4 protein-coding genes are annotated in these 2,409 nt (G+C 69.1%); 2 read left to right on the top strand and 2 right to left on the bottom strand.

Annotation, left to right across the window (positions count from 1 at the left end; all coding sequences use genetic code 11):
• Positions 1–792 (bottom strand): patatin-like phospholipase family protein (locus tag WB785_RS21330; RefSeq protein ID WP_424081567.1); only part of this gene is annotated, 792 nt, incomplete at its 3' end.
• 50 nt (positions 793–842) lie between these two features.
• Positions 843–1,289 carry a lipoprotein LpqV gene (gene lpqV / locus WB785_RS21325; protein WP_424081565.1) on the bottom strand — a complete coding sequence of 149 codons (447 nt, stop codon included), beginning with the start codon at positions 1,287–1,289 and terminating at the stop codon, positions 843–845.
• A 116-nt stretch (positions 1,290–1,405) separates the two neighbouring features.
• On the opposite strand from lpqV, the gene WB785_RS21320 reads away from it, so the two are divergent.
• On the top strand, positions 1,406–1,984 hold the full coding sequence (locus WB785_RS21320; protein WP_424081563.1) for a cysteine dioxygenase: 579 nt from the start codon (positions 1,406–1,408) through the stop codon (positions 1,982–1,984).
• Positions 1,981–2,367 carry a rhodanese-like domain-containing protein gene (locus WB785_RS21315; protein ID WP_424081561.1) on the top strand — a complete coding sequence of 129 codons (387 nt, stop codon included), beginning with the start codon at positions 1,981–1,983 and terminating at the stop codon, positions 2,365–2,367. The genes WB785_RS21320 and WB785_RS21315 overlap by 4 nt, the downstream gene beginning before the upstream one ends.
• Positions 2,368–2,409: the final 42 nt, after the last annotated feature.

The following is a 2,409-nucleotide window of genomic DNA, read 5'->3' as shown; positions in this document are numbered from 1 at the left end:
CACTTCGAAACCACCGAGCTTGGGCACATCGGGTTCCTCGTCGGCTTCGGCCTCGACGTCGGGCTCGGCACCCGCCGAGATCGACGAGCCGAACCGGTTGAGCACTGCCCGCGCTGTGGGCCGGTCGAGCAGCGCCGAGGTGCTACTCAGCATGCGGTTCAGCCACTCGGTAGTCGGCCGGGGTTCGGGCTCGTGATCGCCGGCGGCCTCGCTGCCCGAAAGGCTGACTGCGATGGTCAGATCGGCATTGACCGCCGCGATCGGCGCCATCGGCAGCGGGTCGAGGATCCCGCCGTCGGCGAGCAGCCGCCCATCGACGACGTGCGGCGCAATCACACCGGGGATAGCGATCGACGCCCGGATGGCCTCGTCGACCGGGCCGCGCTGCAACCACACCGACTTGCCGGCCAATAGGTCCGTGGCCACCGCGGTGTAGGGGATCGGCAGTTGCTCGATGGTGGCCGCACCGAGGATGTCGCGCACCGCGTCAAGGATTTTCTCGGCTCGCAGCACACCGGCCGCGGTGATCGACGGATCCAACAGACGCAGGATGGCGCGCTGAGTCAACGACCGCGCCCAGTCGGCGAACTCGTCGAGCCGGCCCGCCGCTTGTAAACCACCGACGAGCGCGCCCATCGACGAACCCGCGATCCCGACGATCTGGAACCCCCGGGTGTGCAGTTCGCCGATCACCCCGATGTGGGCGTATCCGCGGGCGCCGCCGCTGCCCAGGGCGAGCGCGACCCGGGGCCGCGACGAAGCCTCGGCGTGTTGTGCGTCGAAGTCGGCCATGCCTTCATTTTCTTCGAGTTCGGGCGGGTTTTGTCGGCCGTGATTCGAATTCAGCCGCACTCGTCGTTGGCGGCGGCTTTGGCTGCGACGATCACCGCCGCCTGCCTGGCCAACGGCAACGCCGCCCACGGCGTATTCCAGGTTCCCGCGCCGACGGCCCCCGGCGCCTGGACCGCCGCCAAGTAGGCCTCGATCAGGGCCTTGCGGTCGCCTCGGTGGCCCTGCATCCAGGTCTTTGCGGCATGACATGCCTGGAAATACTCTTCTTCGGTTGCCCGCGCAGGCACCTTGATCTGGGTCGTCACACCGGCAGGTGACAACGCGATCGCGCCCGGTGGCGTCGTCGCCGCGGCTTCCCGGGTTCCGGGCCCGTCGGACACCGTTACCGACCCGGGCGCGCCCTTGTCGGTGTGCGCCGAGCATCCCGTCGCAGCCGACCCGACGGCCGCGACGACGGCCGCGCACCACACCAAGGGGCGAGATAGGCGCCAGCGCACCCAAGTCAATCTATGCAACACTGTCTGCCGTGACGCAGCGAACGGGATTTTGGGAGTGTTGTCGGCCCTGACGTGCCGCCGCCCCTTCGTCCACTCGTTCGTTCTGGAGTTCTCGCATGGTTTCCGCAAACCTTGTTGCTGATCGCGTCCCGTTACATCCCTCAGCCGTCCGCTCGGTCTCAGGCCCGACCCGGCTACGGCAGGCTGACCTCCTGCACCTGACCGACCGAACCGCCGACGATGTGCTCAGCGGGCGCTTCGACCACGTGGTCCCGCCGGCCGGCGTGCCCACCGACGACCGCTGGTTCGTCCGGCTGCACGGTGACGACGAAGTCGACATCTGGCTGATCAGCTGGGTGCCCGGCCATCGCACCGAGTTGCACGACCATGGCGGATCGCTGGGCGCGCTGACCTTGCTGTCGGGGTCCCTCGACGAATTCCGTTGGGACGGCCAGCGTTTGCGCCGACGGCGTCTTGAGGCCGGCGACCAGGCCGCGTTCCCCTTGGGCTGGGTGCATGACGTGCTGTGGGCCCCGACCGCCGGGGCCGCCGCGGTGGCACCTGCCGCGGATCCGACACTGAGCGTGCATGCCTATTCGCCGCCGCTGACCGTGATGTCGTACTACGAGGTCACCGGACAGCACGCGTTGCGCCGCAAGCGCACCGAGTTGACCGACCAACCGGAGAAGTCATGAGCCGCATCGCTGCGATCTTGGATACGTCCCGCGCCAGGTTGCGGCGGCTGGCTGCCGACGAGGTGCCCGCCGCGCTGGACCGTGGGGCGCTGTTGGTCGACATTCGGCCGCAGGCTCAGCGCTCCAGCGAGGGCGAGGTGCCGGAGGCACTCAACCCCTTGGTCATCGAACGCAACGTGCTGGAGTGGCGGTGCGACCCCACCAGCGACGCGCGGTTACCTCAGGCCGTCGGCGACGACGTGGAGTGGGTGATTCTCTGTTCGGAGGGTTATACGTCCAGCCTCGCGGCGGCCGCGCTGCAGGACCTCGGCCTGCACCGCGCCACCGACGTCGTCGGGGGGTATCAAGCGCTGGCCGCCGCCGGAGTGCTGGCCGGGCGTTAGGTTGTCTGCGCGCGATCCGCTGCGCCCGGCTTCGCCGCGCTT

Source organism: Mycobacterium sp. (assembly GCF_049585075.1).
In the GTDB taxonomy this organism is placed as follows: Bacteria; Actinomycetota; Actinomycetes; order Mycobacteriales; family Mycobacteriaceae; genus Mycobacterium.
The sequence above is the reverse complement of the archived record's forward strand: the minus strand, read 5'-3'. Positions and strand labels throughout refer to the sequence as shown.